General features: G+C 72.5%; 18 protein-coding genes. 14 read left to right on the top strand and 4 right to left on the bottom strand.

Annotated features, from left to right (window positions below; genetic code table 11):
• Window positions 1–30: 30 nt before the first annotated feature.
• The 5 genes from ABZZ74_RS17740 to ABZZ74_RS17720 all read left to right on the top strand — a co-directional run bounded on the left by ABZZ74_RS17740 (window position 31) and on the right by ABZZ74_RS17720 (window position 4,276).
• Window positions 31–396, top strand: coding sequence for a helix-turn-helix transcriptional regulator (locus ABZZ74_RS17740; protein ID WP_356765817.1), 366 nt, complete (start codon window positions 31–33; stop codon window positions 394–396).
• A 122-nt stretch (window positions 397–518) separates the two neighbouring features.
• Window positions 519–1,457 carry an ATP-binding cassette domain-containing protein gene (locus tag ABZZ74_RS17735; protein WP_356765815.1) on the top strand — a complete coding sequence of 313 codons (939 nt, stop codon included), beginning with the start codon at window positions 519–521 and terminating at the stop codon, window positions 1,455–1,457.
• Window positions 1,454–2,296 (top strand): ABC transporter permease, encoded by an 843-nt coding sequence (locus ABZZ74_RS17730; protein ID WP_356765813.1) that lies wholly within the window; start codon window positions 1,454–1,456, stop codon window positions 2,294–2,296. The genes ABZZ74_RS17735 and ABZZ74_RS17730 overlap by 4 nt, the downstream gene beginning before the upstream one ends.
• A 19-nt stretch (window positions 2,297–2,315) precedes the next feature.
• A complete protein-coding gene (locus tag ABZZ74_RS17725; protein WP_356765811.1) occupies window positions 2,316–3,611 on the top strand; it encodes a sensor histidine kinase in 1,296 nt (431 codons plus the stop codon).
• A complete protein-coding gene (locus ABZZ74_RS17720) occupies window positions 3,608–4,276 on the top strand; it encodes a response regulator transcription factor (protein ID WP_356765809.1) in 669 nt (222 codons plus the stop codon). Before ABZZ74_RS17725 ends, ABZZ74_RS17720 begins: the two co-directional genes overlap by 4 nt.
• A 7-nt stretch (window positions 4,277–4,283) precedes the next feature.
• On the opposite strand, the gene ABZZ74_RS17715 is transcribed toward ABZZ74_RS17720, so the two are convergent.
• Both ABZZ74_RS17715 and ABZZ74_RS17710 read right to left on the bottom strand, forming a co-directional pair.
• On the bottom strand, window positions 4,284–4,997 hold the full coding sequence (locus tag ABZZ74_RS17715) for a YoaK family protein (protein ID WP_356765807.1): 714 nt from the start codon (window positions 4,995–4,997) through the stop codon (window positions 4,284–4,286).
• Window positions 4,998–5,019: 22 nt separating this feature from the next.
• Window positions 5,020–6,723, bottom strand: a complete 1,704-nt coding sequence (locus tag ABZZ74_RS17710) for an NAD-dependent malic enzyme (protein ID WP_356765805.1) — start codon at window positions 6,721–6,723, stop codon at window positions 5,020–5,022.
• A gap of 127 nt (window positions 6,724–6,850) precedes the next feature.
• On the opposite strand from ABZZ74_RS17710, the gene ABZZ74_RS17705 reads away from it, so the two are divergent.
• Genes ABZZ74_RS17705 through ABZZ74_RS17695 form a run of 3 tightly spaced genes read left to right on the top strand, consistent with a single transcriptional unit; the run spans window position 6,851 to window position 9,134 of the window.
• A complete protein-coding gene (locus tag ABZZ74_RS17705; RefSeq protein WP_356765803.1) occupies window positions 6,851–7,756 on the top strand; it encodes a LysR family transcriptional regulator in 906 nt (301 codons plus the stop codon).
• Window positions 7,757–7,771: 15 nt separating this feature from the next.
• The gene (locus ABZZ74_RS17700) at window positions 7,772–8,671 is read left to right on the top strand and encodes a LysR substrate-binding domain-containing protein (RefSeq protein WP_356765801.1); all 900 of its coding nucleotides are present in this window, start codon (window positions 7,772–7,774) and stop codon (window positions 8,669–8,671) included.
• A 10-nt stretch (window positions 8,672–8,681) separates the two neighbouring features.
• Window positions 8,682–9,134, top strand: coding sequence for a GNAT family N-acetyltransferase (locus ABZZ74_RS17695; protein ID WP_356765799.1), 453 nt, complete (start codon window positions 8,682–8,684; stop codon window positions 9,132–9,134).
• A 5-nt stretch (window positions 9,135–9,139) separates the two neighbouring features.
• Here ABZZ74_RS17695 and ABZZ74_RS17690 read toward each other — a convergent pair whose 3' ends face one another.
• Window positions 9,140–9,997 (bottom strand): NAD-dependent epimerase/dehydratase family protein, encoded by an 858-nt coding sequence (locus ABZZ74_RS17690; RefSeq protein ID WP_356765797.1) that lies wholly within the window; start codon window positions 9,995–9,997, stop codon window positions 9,140–9,142.
• A 195-nt stretch (window positions 9,998–10,192) separates the two neighbouring features.
• Between ABZZ74_RS17690 and ABZZ74_RS17685 the strand changes: the two genes are divergently transcribed.
• Both ABZZ74_RS17685 and ABZZ74_RS17680 read left to right on the top strand, forming a co-directional pair.
• Window positions 10,193–11,053 (top strand): LysR family transcriptional regulator, encoded by an 861-nt coding sequence (locus tag ABZZ74_RS17685; protein WP_356765795.1) that lies wholly within the window; start codon window positions 10,193–10,195, stop codon window positions 11,051–11,053.
• 58 nt (window positions 11,054–11,111) lie between these two features.
• Window positions 11,112–11,465, top strand: a complete 354-nt coding sequence (locus ABZZ74_RS17680) for a VOC family protein (protein ID WP_133049129.1) — start codon at window positions 11,112–11,114, stop codon at window positions 11,463–11,465.
• A 4-nt stretch (window positions 11,466–11,469) separates the two neighbouring features.
• On the opposite strand, the gene ABZZ74_RS17675 is transcribed toward ABZZ74_RS17680, so the two are convergent.
• Window positions 11,470–12,672 carry an MFS transporter gene (locus ABZZ74_RS17675; RefSeq protein ID WP_356765793.1) on the bottom strand — a complete coding sequence of 401 codons (1,203 nt, stop codon included), beginning with the start codon at window positions 12,670–12,672 and terminating at the stop codon, window positions 11,470–11,472.
• 271 nt (window positions 12,673–12,943) lie between these two features.
• Here ABZZ74_RS17675 and ABZZ74_RS17670 point away from each other — a divergent pair, with 271 nt between their 5' ends.
• The 4 genes from ABZZ74_RS17670 (at window position 12,944) to ABZZ74_RS17655 (ending at window position 15,385) form a co-directional block, all read left to right on the top strand.
• Window positions 12,944–13,999: an NAD(+)/NADH kinase gene (locus tag ABZZ74_RS17670; protein WP_356765791.1), complete on the top strand. Its 1,056-nt coding sequence runs from the start codon at window positions 12,944–12,946 to the stop codon at window positions 13,997–13,999.
• Between the two features lie 89 nt (window positions 14,000–14,088).
• A complete protein-coding gene (locus ABZZ74_RS17665) occupies window positions 14,089–14,553 on the top strand; it encodes an SRPBCC domain-containing protein (RefSeq protein ID WP_356765789.1) in 465 nt (154 codons plus the stop codon).
• The gene (locus ABZZ74_RS17660) at window positions 14,550–14,891 is read left to right on the top strand and encodes a helix-turn-helix domain-containing protein (protein WP_356765787.1); all 342 of its coding nucleotides are present in this window, start codon (window positions 14,550–14,552) and stop codon (window positions 14,889–14,891) included. The genes ABZZ74_RS17665 and ABZZ74_RS17660 overlap by 4 nt, the downstream gene beginning before the upstream one ends.
• A gap of 53 nt (window positions 14,892–14,944) precedes the next feature.
• Window positions 14,945–15,385, top strand: coding sequence for an SRPBCC domain-containing protein (locus tag ABZZ74_RS17655; RefSeq protein WP_356765785.1), 441 nt, complete (start codon window positions 14,945–14,947; stop codon window positions 15,383–15,385).
• Window positions 15,386–15,412: the final 27 nt, after the last annotated feature.

Here is a 15,412-nt window from a genome sequence, read left to right as displayed (position 1 = left end):
GGCGGGACGACGGGGGACGGGGAGAGGGGCATGGCGAAGCAGGCTGTGGGCGGCGGTCACCGCGCGGCACCGGTGCACACCGATCCCGAGGACGTCTCCGTGCTCACCGCGCTGTCCGCGGTGGCCGATCCCGTGCGCCTGCGGCTGATCCGCGAGCTCGCGGGCTCCGCCGACTGGAGCCGCAGCTGCGGAAGCTTCGACGTGCCGGTCGGCAAGGCCGCGCTCAGCCACCACTTCTCCGTCCTGCGCGCTGCCGGCCTGGTGGAGCAGCGCGACGAAGGGCCCCGGCGCGTCAACCGGCTGCGCCGCGAGGAGTTCGAGGCGCGCTTTCCCGGACTGCTCGATCTCGTGCTGAACGACGACGGCGACCGACCCCGGGGGTGCGAGCCCGCGTAGTACCCCGGTACCACCCGCCCGGCCTAGATCGAACCGCGGTACCACCGGATCGGAGGGTCCGGTTCCTTAGCGTGTGAGGTGCGGCGGCCGACGGGTGCCGCGGACCGAGAGAGAGCACGCGGATGATCGAGGCACAGCAGCTCACCAAGAGGTACGGGGAGAAGACGGCCGTGGACGGGCTCGACTTCGTCGTCAAGCCGGGCACGGTGACGGGCTTCCTGGGACCCAACGGCGCGGGCAAGTCCACCACCATGCGCATGATCGTCGGGCTGGACGCCCCGACCAGCGGTTCCGTGACGGTCAACGGCCGTCGCTACGCCCAGCACCGCGCGCCGCTTCAGGAGGTCGGCGCGCTCCTGGAGGCGAAGTCGATCCACCCGGGCCGCTCGGCCTACAACCACCTCAAGGCACTGGCGCTGACCCACGGCATCCCGCGCGGCCGCGTCGACGAGGTCATCGAGCTCGCGGGACTGGGCAGTGTGGCCCGGAAGCGGGCCGGCGCCTTCTCGCTCGGCATGGGGCAGCGGCTCGGCATCGCGGCTGCCCTCCTGGGCGACCCGCAGACGGTCATGCTGGACGAGCCGGTCAACGGGCTCGACCCGGAGGGCGTGCTGTGGATCCGCAACCTGCTCACCTCGCTCGCCGAGGAGGGCCGTACGGTCTTCGTCTCCTCACATCTGATGAGTGAGATGGCCCTCGTCGCCGACCACCTGATCATCGTCGGACGGGGCCGGCTGCTGGCCGACACCACCGTGTCGGACCTGGTCCGCCAGGCCGGCGGTGACACCGTGACGGTGGCCACCCAGGACCCGGCGCGGCTGCGGGAGGTGCTGGCCGGACCCGGCGTCGACATCACCGGACACATCGGCTCCGAAGAGCTGCAGGTCACCGGGGTCACCGCCCGCGAGATCGGCCTGAAGGCGGCCGAGCACGGCATCGCCCTGTTCGAGCTGAGCTCCCGCACGGTGTCGCTGGAGCAGGCCTTCATGGACCTGACCAGGGACGCGGTGGAGTACCACGGCACCACGACCGCCATCGAGATCCCCGGGAGGGCGGCATGACCACCATCACCGCGACCACCGAGACACCGCGCACCACCACCCCCGAACGCCCCGCCTACCGGGTCACCACGGCGGGAGTGCTGCGCTCGGAGTGGGCCAAGCTGTGGTCCCTCCGCTCGACCTGGATCACGCTGGGGCTCGGGCTGCTGTTCCTCGTCGCGTTCGGGCTGATCGCCACGGCCCGCTACAAGTCCGGCTACGACTCCGGCACCCTCGACAAGGACTTCGCCAGCCGGACGGGCGTGGAACTGTCCCTGTTCGGCACGAACTTCGCCCAGCTGGCCCTCGGCGTCCTCGGTGTCCTGGTCACCGCGGGCGAGTACTCCACCGGCATGATCCGCTCGACGCTGGCCGCGGTGCCGCGCCGGCTGCCCGTGCTGTGGTCCAAGGCCGCCCTGTACGGCGTGGTCGTGCTCGTCGTCGGCACGGTCGGCGCGTTCGTCACCTTCCAGATCGGCAGCGGCATCGTCTCCGGCACGCCGGCCGCCATGAGCCTTTCCGACGCCGGTGTCGTCCGTGCCCTGTTCGGCGCCGGGCTCTACCTCGGCCTGGTCGGGGTGGTCGGCGCGGCCCTGGGCATGCTGCTGCGCTCGGTGGCCGGCGGGATCTCGGTGCTGGTCGCCACGCTGATGCTGATCCCGGGCCTGGTGACGCTGCTGCCCAGCTCCTGGCAGGACAACATCAGCCCCTACCTGCCCAGCAACGCCGGCGAGTCGATGTACGCCCTCACCCACGACGCCACCAGCCTCTCGCCCGGCGCCGGACTGTGGGTCTTCCTCGGCTGGACGGTCCTCGCGCTGGCCGGAGCGGCGTACCGGCTGGTGCGCAGCGACGTCTGAGCACCTGCACCATGGACGGGTGACATCCGTGACCTTCGACGACGCCGGCGGGCTGGGGCCGCTGGTCGCCCGGCTCGCCCGGGCCGGCCAGCGGCTGCGGCAGGCCGACCGGGCGCGGCCGTGGGTGCTGGACACCGCGGTCGTGGTCCTGGTCTTCCTGCTGTTCTGCGTGCCGGACCTGATGCACGCCACCGGCGCCGCCACGGACGACGACGGACCGCACCGGCTCCGCCTCGCCCTCACCGACCTGTCCCTGCCGGCGATGCTGGCGGTGCAGGTCGGACTGGTGCTGCCGCTGCTGTGGCGGCGGCGACGGCCGCTCATGACCTTCGGCGTCATCACGGCCGTCTTTCTGCTCCAGTGGGCACTGGGCGCCGGACTGCGCGCGGACTTCGCCCTGTTCATCGCCCTCTACAGCCTGGTGCTGCACGGGCGGCTACGACAACTGCCGTGGGCCTGCGCGGTCATGGCGGGTGCCCTGACCGTGGTCGCGCTGCGCGTGTCGCACGCGGTGTCGGTGTGGGACGCCCTGTTCTTCCTGCTGAGCACGGCGACCGCGGCCCTCGCGCTGGGGCTGACGGTCCGCATCCGCCGGGCCCAGCTCGCCGGGCTGCGCGAGCGGGCGGCCCGCCTCGAGATCGAGCGCGACCAGCGCGGCAGGCTGGCGGTGGCCACCGAACGGGCCCGGGTGGCCCGCGAGATGCACGACATCGTCGGCCACAACCTGTCCGTCATCATCACCCTCGCCGACGCCGGCAGATACGCCACCGACCTCGCCCCCGAACGCGGCAAGGAGGCCCTGGAGCTCATAGGCGACACCGGCCGCCAGGCGCTGAGCGAACTGCGGCGCGTCCTCGGCGTGTTGCGCGAGACCGCGGGCACGTCCGACGCCGAGCCCGCGCTCAGCCCGCAACCCGGCCTCGCCGACATCGACGCCCTGTGCGCCGGGGTGCGCGCGGCCGGTCTGGAGGTCGTCTACCGCACCGCCGGGGACGTGGAAACCCTCGACAGCGGGGTGCAGTTGACGGTGTACCGGATCGCTCAGGAAGCCCTTACCAACACCCTCAAGCACGCCGGCCCCGACACCCGGGTCCACCTGGCGATCCTCGTGGAGGACACCTCCTTGACCATCCGTGTCCAGGACACCGGCCCCGCTCTGCTGCCCGGACCGCCGGGCGAGGAAGGACACGGCCTGGTGGGTCTGCGCGAACGGGCGGCTCTCTACGGTGGCGACGTGAGCGCGGGCCCGGCACCCGGCGGCGGCTGGAGCGTCCGGGCCACCCTCGACCTCACTCCCCAGGGCGGTACCGAGTGACGACCGTGCTCATCGTCGACGACCAGCCGCTGCAGCGCTACGGCTTCCGCATCCTGCTGGAGTCGGTCCCCGAGACCGACGTGGTCGGCGAGGCCGCGCACGGCGCCGAGGCCGTCCGCAAGGCCGCCGAACTGCGCCCCGACGTCGTCCTGATGGACGTCCGGATGCCCGGCATGGACGGCATCGAGGCCACCCGCCGCATCGTCGCCGCCGGCGACCGCTCCCGCATCCTGGTGCTGACCACCTTCGACCTCGACGAGTACGTCCACGCCGCCCTGCGCGCCGGGGCCAGCGGCTTCCTCCTCAAGGACGCCCGCCCCGAGGAACTCCTCGCCGGCATCCGCGCGGTGGCCGCCGGCGACGCCGTCATCGCCCCCGCCCTCACCCGCCGCATCCTCGACGAGTACGCACAGAACCGGCCGGCCCCCTGCCGCGATCCGGACGAGGACCCGAGACTGACCAGCCTCACCGACCGCGAACGCGAGATTCTGGAAGCGATCGGCAAGGGCTGGACCAACGGCGAGATCGCCGCGCACTTCGTGCTCTCCGAGTCCACCGTGAAGACCCACGTCGGCCGTGTCCTGGCGAAGATAGGCGCCCGCGACCGCATCCAGGCGGTGATCTTCGCGTACGACATCGGTCTCGCCCGGCCCAACGCGGGCTGAGCGACGGTCATCCGTCCCGTTCGGCGGACGGACCCGCGAGCACGGTGACCGCCACCACGACCGCGAGCACGGCGACCGCCGTCAGCGTCCAGGGCGTGCCGGCCGACCGCACGGTCACCGCGCCCAGCGCGGCACCGGCGACCAGGGTGAGAACACTGAGCGCCTGTCGGCGGGAGGTCGACGCGGTGCGCTCCTCGGCCCGGCCCGCGACCAGGCCGGTCAGGGTGCTGGTCATCACCGTGGTCGTCAGGCCGGCCAGGCCGAGCCGTCGTACCGCCGCGTTCTGCATGCCCAGCGCCACCGCGCCCAGCAGGATCGGCAGCACCGCGACATCGTCGTACGACCACACCAGGGCCGCCGCGACGAACAGGGCCGCCTCCAGCGCGGCGCAGATGCCGAGGAGCGTGCGATGGCCGACCTGGCGTGGCGCCACCGCCCGCACCAGCAGGGCGCCCACCACGAAGCCGCCGAGCGCCACCAGCGGACCCGTGGGCGAGGACCCGGGCGCGCCGGTGAGCGACAGGCCGACGAGGACGAGGTTGCCGGTCATGTTCGCCACGAACACATGGCCGAGACCGAGCAGGCTGACCGCGTCGATCACACCACTGAGCAGGGTCAGCATCAGCAGCGGAGGGACGAGCCGGTCGTCCTCGCTCACGACGGCCCTCGTCGCCGCGAACAACCTCCTGCCGGGCCCGCGGTCGATGGTCTCGCTGCTCATGGTGATCCCTGTCCCCGGCACCTCAGACCGCCACCACCGGCCGGTACACCGGCTCCCACATGGCCCGGCGCACCCGCTCCTCGATGCCGTCGTCCACGGTCTCGCGGGCGACACCGTCCTCGGCGGCCGCCCGCGCCACGGCGACCGCCACGGCGGCGGAGGTGCGCCGCAGGTCCCGGGTGTGGGGGAGGAGGGAGGCACCCTGGTCCGTGGAGTCGACCTGCTCGGCGACGGCGTGGGCGGCGGCGGAGAGCATGGAGTCGGTGACACGGGTGGCGCGGGCGACGACGGCGCCGAGACCGAGGCCGGGGAAGATCAGCGCGTTGTTGGCCTGGCCGATCTCGTAGGTCACCCCGCCGCTGGTCACCGGCTCGAACGGGCTGCCCGTCGCGACGAGCGCCCGCCCGTCCGTCCAGTCAAGGAGTTCCGAGGGCACCGCCTCGGCGAGCCGGGTCGGGTTGGACATCGGCAGGATGATCGGGCGCTCGGTGTGCGCGGCCATCTCCCGCACGATGCTCTCCGTGAAGGCACCGCCCTGGCCGGAGGTGCCGATCAGCACGGTCGGCCGCACCCGCCGGACGACCTCCTCCAGCGAGATGCCCTGGACCTTGTCGTCCCGCCGCCAGTCGGCGACCTCGTCGGCGGAACGGGCGTAGGGGGCCTGGAAGTCGCGCAGTCCCTCCTGGTCGCGGGTGATCAACCCGTAGCGGTCCACGGCCCAGAAGCGGGCGGTGGCCTCCTCACGGCTCAGCCCCTCCGCGACCATGGCGTCCCGCAGTTGGTCGGCGATGCCCATGCCCGCCGTACCGGCGCCGAAGACCACCACCCGGTGCTCGGGCAGCGGCATCCCGCTGGCCCGTACGCCGGACAGCACCGCGGCCAGGTTGACCGCGCCCGTGCCCTGGACGTCGTCGTTGAAGACGAAGTGCCCGCCCCGGTAACGGTCGAGGATGCGGCGCGCGTTGGCCGGTCCGAAGTCCTCGAAGTGCAGCAGCGCATCGGGGAAGAGACGTTCGGCGGTGGTGACGTAGCGCTCGATGAAGGCGTCGTACGTCTCCGTGTCCACCCGCGGGTGACGGTTGCCCAAGTAGAGCGGATCGTCGAGGAGTTGCTTGCGGTTGGTGCCGACGTCGAGGACGACGGCGAGGGTGCGGGCGGGGTCGATCCCGGCCGCGGCCGTGTAGACGGCGAGCTTGCCGACCGAGATGTCGATGCCGCCCACGCCCCAGTCGCCGATGCCCAGGATGGCCTCGCCGTCGGTCGCCACGACCAGGTCGACGTCCTCGGCGCCCAGCCCCGAGGCGCGCAGGGCGCGTTCCATGTCCTCGGGTGCGTCGACCGACAGGTAGATGCCACGCGGACGCCGGTACTCGGTGCTGTACCGCTCGATGGCCGTGCCGACCGTCGGCGTGTACACGATCGGCAGCATCTCCGAGAGGTGGTCGCTGAGCAGACGGTAGAACAGCACCTCGTTGCGGTCGTGCAGGGCCGCCAGGTTGACGTGCTTGGCGAGGTCGGTGGGCTGGGCCGAGTACTGGCCGTAGGCCCGGTCGGCCTGCTGGTCCAGGGTCAGCACGCGGGGCGGGATCAGTCCGTCCAGGCCCAGGTCCCGGCGCTCCCGCTCGGTGAACGCCGTACCGCGGTTGAGGCGGGGATCGGCCAGGACGGCCCGTCCGCGCGCCGAGGTCTCGAACTGGTTGGCCTGCGGCTTCCACTGGGTACTCATCGTCGCTCCATGACGTGTCCGGATCGCGACCCGCCGGTCGCCCTGTCCCTCCCCAGAGTGGACCCCGCACTTCCATGCGTCCAATGACTCGATACGGGGAAACCCATGTACCGGTAACATGGATCGCATGGACGTGCAGGTACTGCGCTGTTTCGTCGCGGTCGCCGACGGTGTGACGGTGACCCAGGCCGCGGAGGAGGCGCACATGACCCAGCCGGCCCTCTCCCGGGCGCTGCGCCGCCTCGAGCACGAGGTCGGCGCCGAGCTCTTCCAGCAGGTGGGGCGCGTGCTGCGGCTGACACCGGCCGGACGCGCCTTCAAGGAACACGCGGACGCGGCACTGGAGCGCCTCGACCGGGGGCTGCGCGCGGTCCACGAGACCGTGGCCCCCGAAGCGGGCCTGATCCCGTTGGCCTTCCTGCACTCGCTGGGCACCTGGCTGCTGCCCCCGCTGATCACGGGCTTCCGGGAGAGGTTCCCGCTCTCCCGGTTCGAACTGCGCCAGGGGAGTGAGGCCGTCCTCGTCGCCTCCCTGCTGGACGGCACCGCCGACCTGCTCCTCACGGCCGGCGACCCCGGCCACCCCCTGATCACCTGGCGCCGTCTGCTGGTCGAGCCGCTGTGGCTGGCCGTGCCTCCCGGGCACCGGCTGGCGCAGCGCCGCCGGGCCCGGCTGGCCGAGGTCGCCGAGGAGCCCTTCATCCTGCTGCGGCACGAGCAGGGCCTGCGCTCGGTGACCGAAGCACTGTGCGGCGAGGCCGGTTTCAGCCCCCGGGTCGGCTTCGAGGGGGACGAGGTCGCCACCCTGCGCGGCCTGGTCAGCGCGGGCCTGGGCGTCGCGCTCGTCCCACGCCCGCACGCCGCCGCGCCCGCCGGCGGACCGTCCTACCTCCAGGTCACCGACGTGGAGGCGGCCCGGGACATCGGCATCGCCTGGCTGACCTCCCGCACGCTCCCGCCGAGCTCCGGGCGGTTCCTGGACCATGTGCGAGGACATGCCGCGTCGGTGGCCGAACAGGAGATCCTGGCCTAGGAAGGACGGTGACGCATGGACGTGGACCTGCGCAAGCTGCGCTACTTCGTGGCCGTGGCCGAGGAGCTGCACTTCGGGCGCGCGGCGGAGCGGCTGCACATCGCCCAGCCGGTGCTCTCCCGGCAGATCCGCGCGCTGGAGGACGAGCTGCGCGCCGAGCTGCTCCGCAGGGACCACCGCGGCACCGAGCTCACCGCCGTCGGCGAACAGCTCCTCGAGGACGCCCGTCCACTCCTCGCCTCCGCCGAGGCACTGGTCAGGAGGGTCGCCGACGCCGCCACCGGCGTGCCGACCCTCACCATCGGCTTCATGCCCGGCATCACCGTGACCGCCGAGGTCCGCGCGCTGACGGCCCGCCGTCCCGGCCTCGGCGTCCGCCTCCTGCGCACCAGCTGGGACGACCAGGTCGAGGTGCTCAGGGACGGACGGGCCGACGTCAGCGTCGTCCGGCTGCCTGTCGACCAACAGGGCCTGGAGGTACGCCCGCTGTTCCAGGAGCCGCGGGTCGTCATGCTCCCCGTCGGACATCGGCTGGCGGGCAAGCAGGCCGTCACCGTCTCCGACCTCGCCGCCGAGCACCTGCTCCAGGACCCGGAGGCGGTGCCCGAGTGGCGTGACGTGGCGCTGGAACTGCGCCGGGCCGACCGGCCCGGGAACCCGCCCATCCGCCATGTCGAGGAGAAGCTGGAACTCGTCGCCGCCGGGGCCGGGGTGTGCGTGCTCCCGCTGTCGACGGCCGGCTTCTACCCGCGGCCCGACGTCGTCGCCGTGCCGGTGGAGGACATCGGGCCCAGCCAGGTGTGCCTGGCGTGGACGGCGGTCCGCCGCTCGCCCCTGATCCGCGACTTCGTGGAGATCGCCCTCGCTCTCGCGCGGCAGAACCGGCCCGACGGCGGCCGGGGAGCGGCCGGATAGCATCCCGATCATGGCGGACTGGGAGATACGGCCGGCTTCGGCGGCGGACCTCGAGGCGGTGGCTGAGCTGCGGGCGCAGGTCATGCGACCGGACCTGGAACGGCTCGGCCGTTATGACGAACACCGCGTACGGCAGCGGCTGCGGGACGGGTTCGTCCCGGCGCACACCTGGGTGATCGAGGTCGACGGCACCTTCGCCGGCTGCGTGGCGTTGCGGCCCGCCCAGGACGCCCACTGGCTGGAGCACTTCTACCTGGACCCCGCGCTCCAGGGCCGGGGCATCGGTTCGGCCGTGCTGGGCACGCTCCTGGAACGGCACGACCGCGACGACGCGCCGATCCGGCTGAACGTGCTGCGGGGCAGCCCGGCTCTCCGGCTCTACGAACGGCATGGTTTCCGGGTCGAGAGCGAGGATCCGGTGGACGTGTTCATGGTGCGCGAGCCGGTTCCCGCCGCCGGCTGATCCGGTCAGCCGCGTTCGAGATCGGCGAGCGGGTCGGTGTGGACCGGCGTCCAGCCCAGCTCGGTGCGGGCGCGGGCCGGGGTGAACCGCTGGTCGAGGGCGAAGGCGTCGGCGATGGCGCCCATGCGCTCACGGGCCTCGTCCAGGGAGATCGAGACGATCTTCCCCGCGATGCCCGCCGCCCGGCTCAGCGCCAGGGCCACCTGCCTGGCTGTCGGGTTCACCCCGCCCACGCCGACGTACACCGCTCCCGCCGGGGCCCCGAGCGCGGCGACGTACAGCTCCGCCACGTCGTCGACGTGGACCAGCGCCCACTGGTTGCCGCCGTCGCCGATGTAGGGGATGGCGCCCGCCTGCCTGCCGGGGGCGGTGAAGAACAGGTCGATCAGGCGGTTCTCCCCGCCGTACAGCAGGCCGGGCTGGACGACGACCGGGCGCCCGCCGCGCTCCGCCCGCCGCAGGACCGCCTCCTCGACCGGGTGGCGCCAGGCGACCACGGGCGGCGGGTTCCACGGGGCGGTCTCGTCGGCCACACCGTCCGTGTCGCCGTACACCCAGGTCCCGCCGGTGTGGACGTACGTGCCGGAGCCGATTCCGTCCTGCAGGGCTCCGGCCGCCGCGAGATCGGCCTCACCGGTGTCGGCCTGCGCCAGGTGGACGACGGCCTCGGCGCGGGCTGCGGCGGCGTTCAGCACGTCGAGGTCGCCGAGACCGCCGGTCACCGGTACGGCCCCCAGCTCGCCGACCGTACGGGCCGCGTCCTCGCTGCGGGCCAGCGCCTCCACGGTGTGCCCGTGCCGGATCAGGGCGGCGATCGTCGCCTTGCCGATGTAACCGGACCCGCCGGTCAGGAAGACCTTCATCGGATGTGCTCCTCAAAGGGGTGTCGAAAACGTCGACTTCAGCGTGCGGGCGGTCGGGGCGGGGCGTCCAAGACCTCTTCGGGCCGCTGTCATGCCCTGCGGGTATCAGCGGTGGCGGGACGGGGTTCGGCCCGGCCGTGGGTGCGATGATCGGGTGCACGTCGGTGGCCGTGGAGCGATGCGTGGGGAGAGGGAATGGACCTTCGGCAGATGGAGGTCGTCGTCGCGGTCGCCGAAGAGGGCGGCTTCACGGCGGCCGCCCGACGGCTGCACGTGGTGCAGTCGGCGGTCTCCGGCACCGTGCGCGAGCTGGAGAAGGAGCTCGGCATCCGGCTGTTCGACCGCACCACGCACCGGGTGACGCTCACCGCGGCGGGCGAGGAGTTCGTGCCGGCGGCGCGTGCCGCGCTGCGGGCGGCCGAGCAGGCCCGCGAGGCGGCCGCCGCCGCACGCGGTGAACTGCGCGGGCGGATCACGGTCGGCACGATGCAGGGCGTGTGGGCGGACCTGCACCGGGCGCTGGCCGCGCTGCGCGCCGAGCACCCCCGGGTCATGGTCCGGCTGCGGCAGGCGGCGGTCGTCGACATCCGGCAGGCCCTGCGGGAGGGGTCGGTGGACCTCGCCGTCGTGGCCTTCGACCGGCAGCAGCAACGGGGGCTGGTCACCAAGGTGCTGGCCCGTGAGGAGATGGTGCTGGCGGCGGCGCCCGCCCGGTCCTTCGCCCGCCCCGACGAGGTCACCCTCGCCGAGACCGCCGGCCTGCCGTTCGTCGACTTCGCCCCCGGATGGGCCGTCCGCCAGGCAGTGGACCGGGCCTATCGGTCGGCCGGGGTGGAGCGCGGCGCGGTGTTCGAGGTCAACGACATCGTGGCCGCGGCCGAGCTGGTGCGGCACGACCTCGGAGTCTGCGCCATGCCGGAGTCGATCGCCGCCCGCTTCCCGGATCTGACCCTGCGCCGCTTCATGCGGCAGGCCCCGCACTGGGACGTTCTGCTGGCCCGTCCGCCGGGCCCGGTGCCGCCGGCGGTCGCCGCGCTGCTGCGGTACATCAGCTGACGGGCCGGGACCGGGAGTTCGCCCGGCCGGGGACGGCCGGTCCTGGCACGATGGCGGCATGGAACGTGTGCTGGGAATCGGCGGATACTTCCTGCGGGCCGGCGACCCGCAGGCCCTGAGCGCGTGGTACCGGGACTGCCTGGGCCTGGACACCGACGAGCACGGCCTGTGGCGTCAGGAGCCCGGGGACACGGTGTTCGCGGCCTTCGAGTCCGGGACCGATTACTTCGGCTCCCGCGCCCAGCAGACCATGCTGAACTTCCGGGTCCGCGACCTGGACGCCATGCTCGCGCAGCTGCGCGCCAAGGGAGCGGACGTGGACCCGGAGACCCAGGACATGGAGGGCGTCGGCCGCTTCGGCTGGGTCACCGATCCCGACGGCAACCGGATCGAACTCTGGCAGCCCGCCTGACGGTTCAGCGGGTGCGCCGCTCCGTCAGCCAGTACAGCAGGGCCAGGACGGGAAGGACGGCGCCCAGCGCGGTGACCGCGTTCCAGCCCGCCGCGTGGTAGGCGACCGAGCCGAGCTGCGAGCCCAGTGCGCCGCCCGCGAAGAAGACGGCGATGAAGGCGCTGTTGAGGCGGGCCCGGGCGGCCGGGTCCAGCCGGTAGACGGTGTGCTGCCCGACGATCAGCGTGGTCTGCACGGCCGTATCGAGCAGGACGGCGGCCAGCGCGACCAGCACGACCTCGTGCTGTCCGAGCCCGGCCAGCACGAAGGCGAGGGCGCCGACCCCGAACGCGATCCCGGTGACCGGCCGGGCCAGCCCCCGGTCGGCCCAGCGGCCCGCCAGCGGTGCGACGGCCGCGCCCGCCGCACCCACCAGGGCGAACAGCCCCACGCCGATCGCGGAGTAGCCGTACGCCGGTCCGGTGAGCAGGAAGGACACCGTGGTCCAGAAGGCGCTGAACGCGCCGAACATCGCCGCCTGGTAGAGGCCGCGGCGCAGCAGCGCGGGGTGCGTGCGCACCAGGCGGAGGGTGGAGCGCAGGACGTGGTGGTACGGCGCCCTGGTGGTCGGCGCGTGCTCCGGCAGCGTCAGATGCAGGGTCACGGCCAGGATCGCCATGAGCGCGGCGGAGCCCAGGTAGACCACCCGCCAGCCCGCGGCGTCGGAGACCAGACTGCTCAGGGTCCGGGAGAGCAGGATCCCGGTCAGCAGGCCGCTCATCACCCGCCCGACGATCCGGCCCCGCGCGTGGTCCGGGGCCAGCCCGGCGGCGAACGGCACCAGGATCTGCGCCACCACCGAGGTGGCCCCGGCGATCAGGGACGCGCCCAGCAGCACGGCGAACCCCGTCGCCGTACCGGCCGCCACGAGCGCGAGGGTCGTGACGGCCAGCAGGACGGTCACCAGGCGTCGCTTCTCGACGCGGTCACCGAGCGGGACGAGCAGCAGCATCCCGGCGACGTACCCGATCTGCGTGACGGTGATGATCAGGCCGACGGTCGCCGTACCGGTGTGGAAGACCGAGCGCAGTGTCGAGAGCAGGGGCTGGGCGTAGTAGAGGTTGGCGACCGTCAGCCCGGAGGCGACGGCCAGCAGCGCGACGAGCCTGCCGGGCACGCCGGACGCCGGCGCGAGGGCGTCCTGGGCTGGAGCTGTGTTTGAGCGCATGGAGCCGGTATCCGGGGACATGGCCGCCTTCTCGGTCTCGGAACGGAAAGCTTCGGTGAGCGGCTGCGTCGGCGCTCGTAGGGCTTCAGCACCGATGCAGGGAGGAAGCTTCCGCACCTGTTGCGATGATCCAAGATGTCGCTCATCTCGAAAACAGATGACCCTGCACATCCTGGGGAGCGGTTGTACGTCAGCCTCATGGCAGGCGCCTGCGAAAGCTGTGACCATGTCACAGAGCCCGCAGACAGACCACGGCAGCCCGGGAGACGACATGCCGATCAGCCGGTTGGGACTCGTCGTGCACGAAGGACGTCCCGAGGCGGTGTCGGGAGCGCAGGCCGTGCGCGAGTGGTGCGCGCGGCGCGACATCGGCTGCGTGGACATCGACGTGTGGCAGGGGCAGGGCAGCCGCCGAAGCGGCCGGGAGGAGATGCGGGCCGCGGGCAGTCCCGACCTGATCGTCACCCTCGGCGGGGACGGCACCTTCCTGCGCGGCGCCCGTATCGCGGCCAAGAAGAACATCCAGGTGCTCGGCGTCGACCTCGGCAAGGTCGGCTTCCTGACCGAGACCCCGGTCACCGAGGTCGAACGGGCGCTGGACGCCGTGCACGCCGGGCGCTCGGAGTGCGAGGAGCGGATGACCCTCACGATGCGGGCGTCCAAGCCGCTCGAGATGCCCTCCGACATGGAGCAGATCCTGTGCTACGGCCGGGGCCCCGCGCTGCCGCCGCCACCGCCGCGGTCCGGTTCCGACGACTCGTGGGGCGTGGCGCTGGACGTCACCGCGCTCAACGACATCGTGGTGGAGAAGCTGGCCCGGGACCGCCAGGTGAGTGTCGGCGTCTACATCGCGGGCCGGCTGCTGGCCTCGTACTCCGCCGACGGTCTCATCGTCGCCACCCCCACGGGCTCGACCGCCTACAGCTTCGCGGCCGGGGGACCGGTGCTCTCGCCCCGGATGCGGGCGGTGGTGTTCACGCCGGTCGCCCCGCACATGACGTTCAACCGCACGGTGATCGCCAACGCCGACGAGCCGATCGCCCTGCGCGTCCTGCCCCACTCCGGGCGCGCCGCAGTCAGCGTCGACGGCCAGCCGCGCGGCGTCCTCGAACCCGGGGACTGGATCGGCGTGATCGCGGCGCCCGAGCCGCTGCGCCTGGTCAGGCTCAGCCCCGCCGACTTCTACGGCCGCCTGCGTGACCGCATGCGCCTGACCGACGCGCCGGCCACGGCCGCGGACGGCGAGTCGGCACCCCTGTTCCGCCCCAGCGGGCCGGTTCCGGAGGATGTACGCCACCTCCAGCTCCCGCCGCCCCCGCTGTCCTGACGGAGCCGTCGCGCAACGAATGGTTGCACGTTCGTCGCTCGGGGCGTACGGTGATGTGCAACCAAAGGTTGCGAATGGAGTGAGGGCGGATGGAGTACGGCAGCATCGAGCGCGAGATCTACGTGGAGGCCGCACCCGAGGTCGTCTACGAGGTGGTCAGCACGCCCGAACACCTCCAGGAGTGGTGGCCGGACGAGGCGGAGCTCAAGCCGGAGCCCGGGGCCACCGGGGTCGTCGTGTTCGGCGACAGAACGACCCCGGGGGCGAACGTCGTACCGCTCACCGTGCTGGAGGCCGACCCGCCCCGGCGCTTCTCCTTCCGGTGGGCGTACGAGGAGGGTGAGGTCGCGTCGGTCGACAACTCGCTGCTGGTGACCTTCGACCTGGTCCCCTCCGGCACCGGCACGTTGCTGCGGTTCTCCGAGGGCGGCTTCCGGGAGAACGGCTGGGAGGCCGCCGTGCTCGAAGAGCGCTACCGGCAGAACGCCGCCGGCTGGGACCACTTCCTCCCGCGGCTCGTCAGCTACGTCGACCGGGTGGTGTCGACGCCGTGAGCACTGCCATCGACGACGAGCTCTGGTCGGCGGTGGGCGACCCCATACGCCGGCGGATGCTCGATCTGCTGCTGGCCGACGGCGGCGGTACGGCGACCACGCTCAGCGAGCGACTGCCGGTCACCCGGCAGGCCGTGGCCAAGCACCTCCTCGTGCTCGGCCGGGTCGGACTGGTCCACGTCACCCCGTCCGGACGCGAGCGTCTCTACCGGGTCGACGAGGCCCAACTTGCCCGGGCCGTCGACCAGTTGTCAGCGGTCGGCGCCGCCTGGGACGCCCGGCTCCAACGCATCAAGCGGATCGCCGAGGCGATCCAGCGCCGTAACGAGGAGCACTGACCGCGCGCGAGCGCGGCGAGTGCCCGAGAAGCATCGGAGAAGGAGATATCGACATGGTGGACATCCTGCACAGGATCGGCGTCACCTCGTCTCCCGACGAGGTCTACGCGGCCCTGACCACGATCGACGGGCTGGCGAACTGGTGGACCCAGGACACCGACGGCGACCCCGAGACCGGGGGAGTGGTCCGGTTCCGCTTCGAGCCCGGCGGGTTCGACATCAAGGTCCTGGAGGCCCGGCCCCGCGAGCTGGTGCGCTGGGAGGTGGTCGACGGTCCCGAGGAATGGGTCGGCACCCACATCACCTTCGACCTGAAGCAGGAGGACGGCTTCACGATCGTCCTCTTCCGGCACGAAGGCTGGCGGGAGCCGGTGGAGTTCATGTACCACTGCAGCACCAAGTGGGCGACCTTCCTGATGAGCCTCAAGAAGCTCGTCGAGACCGGAAAGGGCGACCCGGCACCTCAGGACGTCAGGATCAGCAACTGGCACTAGGCGTATCGACATCACCGTCCTGACAGG

The organism is Streptomyces sp. NPDC006476 (assembly GCF_040612015.1).
Lineage (GTDB): Bacteria > Actinomycetota > Actinomycetes > Streptomycetales > Streptomycetaceae > Streptomyces > Streptomyces griseorubiginosus_B.
This window is presented reverse-complemented; position numbering and strand designations above follow the sequence as displayed.